Source organism: Caballeronia sp. M23-90 (assembly GCF_053574605.1).
This window is the reverse complement of sequence record NZ_JBSIPA010000626.1, coordinates 1-3004: the sequence shown is the minus strand read 5'-3', so window position 1 is coordinate 3004 and position 3004 is coordinate 1. Positions and strand designations below refer to the sequence as shown.

General features: G+C 60.1%; 3 protein-coding genes. 1 reads left to right on the top strand and 2 read right to left on the bottom strand.

The window, feature by feature from the left end; translation table 11 throughout:
• Window positions 1–1016 (bottom strand): tetratricopeptide repeat protein (locus ACRXB1_RS33750; RefSeq protein WP_449494500.1); only part of this gene is annotated, 1016 nt, incomplete at its 3' end.
• Window positions 1017–1180: 164 nt separating this feature from the next.
• A complete protein-coding gene (locus ACRXB1_RS33745; RefSeq protein WP_075357862.1) occupies window positions 1181–1861 on the bottom strand; it encodes a PspA/IM30 family protein in 681 nt (226 codons plus the stop codon).
• Between the two features lie 358 nt (window positions 1862–2219).
• Here ACRXB1_RS33745 and ACRXB1_RS33740 point away from each other — a divergent pair, with 358 nt between their 5' ends.
• A complete protein-coding gene (locus tag ACRXB1_RS33740; RefSeq protein ID WP_449494499.1) occupies window positions 2220–2633 on the top strand; it encodes a DUF2177 family protein in 414 nt (137 codons plus the stop codon).
• The last annotated feature ends 371 nt before the right edge of the window (window positions 2634–3004 follow it).

Sequence of the window (3004 nt, the reverse complement as noted above, 5' to 3'; positions counted from 1 at the left end):
TGCGCTTCACCAAGCAGGACGCCGCCCAGCAATCCGCCCAGTCCGCCGCCAAAACCGCCGCCGCCTTGCTGAATGACAACCGGCGGCTGTTGCTGCGGATAAGGCGAATAGGGCGGCTGTCCCGGCGGCGTGCGCCCGAAGCGCTCCGCTTCCTGCGCATAGACCGACTGGTTGTCGTTGACGTTCGCCGCGGGCGCTGCTGCACGCGGATCAGGGCGTCCCTCCGAACGTGCCCTGACGCTGTCGATCTGACTCGCCAAATCCTCGATCGCATAGGGCGGCACGGGATTCTTCGAATTGGACAGCGCTTCGACCATCTGTCGCAATTGCGTCTCGATGCCTTCCACTTCCTTCAGCATCGCTTCGTGACCCGGTTGCGTCGATAAACGCACGTCAAGCTTGAGCGAGCGGACATCGTTGAGCAGTTCGGTCGCGCGTTTGAGTTGCGCGCGGCGATCGGTATCGGCCTGACCGTCTTCGTTCGAGCGCGCGCGTTTCAGACCCCATCGCAGCACCAGCGCAATTCCGGCCACCACGATCGCGAGCAACACCCACATTCCCATGGACGGGCCGTGTTTTTCGGGTGCTGCAACCGCGCCCTGGTTAAACGGATTGCGCGTCACCGATGTCACCGCATTACCCGTGGACCGCTCGTTCGTCTGCCCACCCAAATTGGACGATGAATTCACGCGGTTCGCGTCGGAGCGAATCCGCGCTTCCATCGCGTTGAAGCGCGACGGGTCGGTGAACTTGATCGCGGGGTCCAGCGTCTTCGCCTGCTGGATCTGGGCGAGCGCATCGGCTGGACGGCCTTCGCGGTCCAGCACCTGCGCATACAGATAATGCGCCTTGGCATTGTTCGGATGCGCCTGGATCACTTCGTTCAACTGGGAGTCGGCCTGAGCCCAGTTGCCTTGCGTCATCGACTGCTCGATCTGGCCGGCGCTCGGTACGGCGAACGCCGCAGCCGAAACCAGCATCAGCGACGCAGCCACTGCCATCACATATTTTTTCATCAGCGGACCGGGGCGTTCGCACCCGTCTCCATTTCGTGCGACATGTCGATGCAATATCCAGTGTTGCCCGCAGCGGACTCGATGATTTCACCGGCCGCTGCGTCCTGAAGGGTGTTCGATACCCTTCGTCAAACCGGCGCAAGTTTCGCGCCGCTACTTCCTGGTCACTGCGCTGGCGTGTTCATCTGCTTCTTCAACGCTTCGAGGCGATCTTCCACCGATGGTCCACGCGTGAGAGCTGCGAGTTTGTCTTCAAGCGCCTTGCCGCTCTTCTGATCGGCAGAGTTCAGCCGGGCATCGGAACGCGCGTTTGATAGCTGCACCTTGTCTTCGAGCTTCTGAAAGTCTTCTGACAGGTTCTTCCCGCCGATACCGCCCAGCGCCGTAGCGGCCACGTCTTTCGCAGTCGCAATCTCCTGCTTCGCCTGCAAAATGTTCGAGCGCGAATTGAGCTCGTTGCGGCGCTGGCGCATGTCGTTGATTTGCTGCTTGAGATGATCCGTCGATGGCACCAGCGTCGTCAATTCGGCAGCCAGTGCGTCGCGTTCGGATTCAGCGTTGGCTTGCGCGCTCAGCGCTTCACGTGCGAGCGCTTCGTCGCCGCTTTGCAGCGCGCGCTTCGCGCCTTCCTCGTACTTCTTGGCCTTTTCGGCGGCGACATCGCGCTTGCTTTGCTGCGTGGCGACCTGCGCCTCGATTTCGATCAGCGAGTTCTCGGCTTTCGCGATGCTGTCGTCGAGTTCGCGCACGATCTGACGAGCGTCTCGCGACGGGTCCTGCACGGTGTCGGCGGCGTCGTTCAACAGGCCCTTGACGGTGCGCGAGATGGAATCCAAAAGCGACATGAGTTTCCTCCTGAAAATTGATTCGGCTGCTTCGGGACGGGTCCCTCAGCGAGCCGTGCTGCAACGTTCAACATCTGTTGAACGCATGCTTAAAGTTGCTCTAACGCAGCGCTCGTTGCGCCACGCGTCGGGTAAGTCGGGCCGGGCGCGGTAATTGCAAGCTCGCCGATACACTTTGTTGCGAGCTTTTTTGCACCTGACAAGGTCGGGTTTTCGTCTTTGCATCCGGGCCGGTGCATTAAACCATGCATCGGCTTAAACCGGACTTAACAGGCACCGCATTCACCACGGTACACCTTGTGCCCGAGTCCGGAAAATCACATATCTTTCACGCTTTGCTCAACGTACCGGAATGCTCATGTCAAAGACGTTAGTTGTTGCTTTTGTGGCCACCGCCGTCGTGTTCCTGATCCTCGATGCCATCTGGCTCGGCGTGGTTTCGCGAAATATCTATCAGCGTGAAATAGGTGACTTGCTGCTGCCTAAACCGAACTTCGGCGCTGCGGCCATCTTCTACGTGATTTATATAGTCGGCCTGGTTTATTTTTGTGTCGTGCCGGGCGTAACCGAAGAGAGCGTCATGCGCGGACTGATCAGCGGCGCGTTGTTCGGGATCGTTGCATACGCCACGTACGACCTGACGAATCTCGCGACGCTCAAGGGCTGGAGCACGTCGCTTGTTTTCATCGATATTGCGTGGGGCGCCGTTGCCAGCGCAATCGCATGTGCGATCGCTGTGGCGGTGACTACGCGAGTGGTATCGGCGAGTTGAAACGCCTCTAATCAGGAATGCCCCGAGAGCGACGCGTCTTCATCCGAAGCATCCGATGCAGACGTGTCCGGTAAAGCCAGATCCTCCGCCTTTTCCGCCGCCAGCGTCCGTTTGCTTGCTTCCCGGGCGACTTGTGCGGCGTCCCGCGCCTCGCGAGCGGCGGTAAAGGCGGAGGATCTGGCTTTACCGGACACGTCTGCATCGGATGCTTCGGCTGAAGTCGCGTCGCTCTCGGGGCATTCCTGATTAGCGGCGTTTCAACTCGCCGATACCACTCGCGTCGTCTCCGCCACAGCGATCGCACATGCGATTGCGCTGGCAACGGCGCCCCACGCAATATCGATGAAAACTAGCGCCGTGCTCCAGCCCTA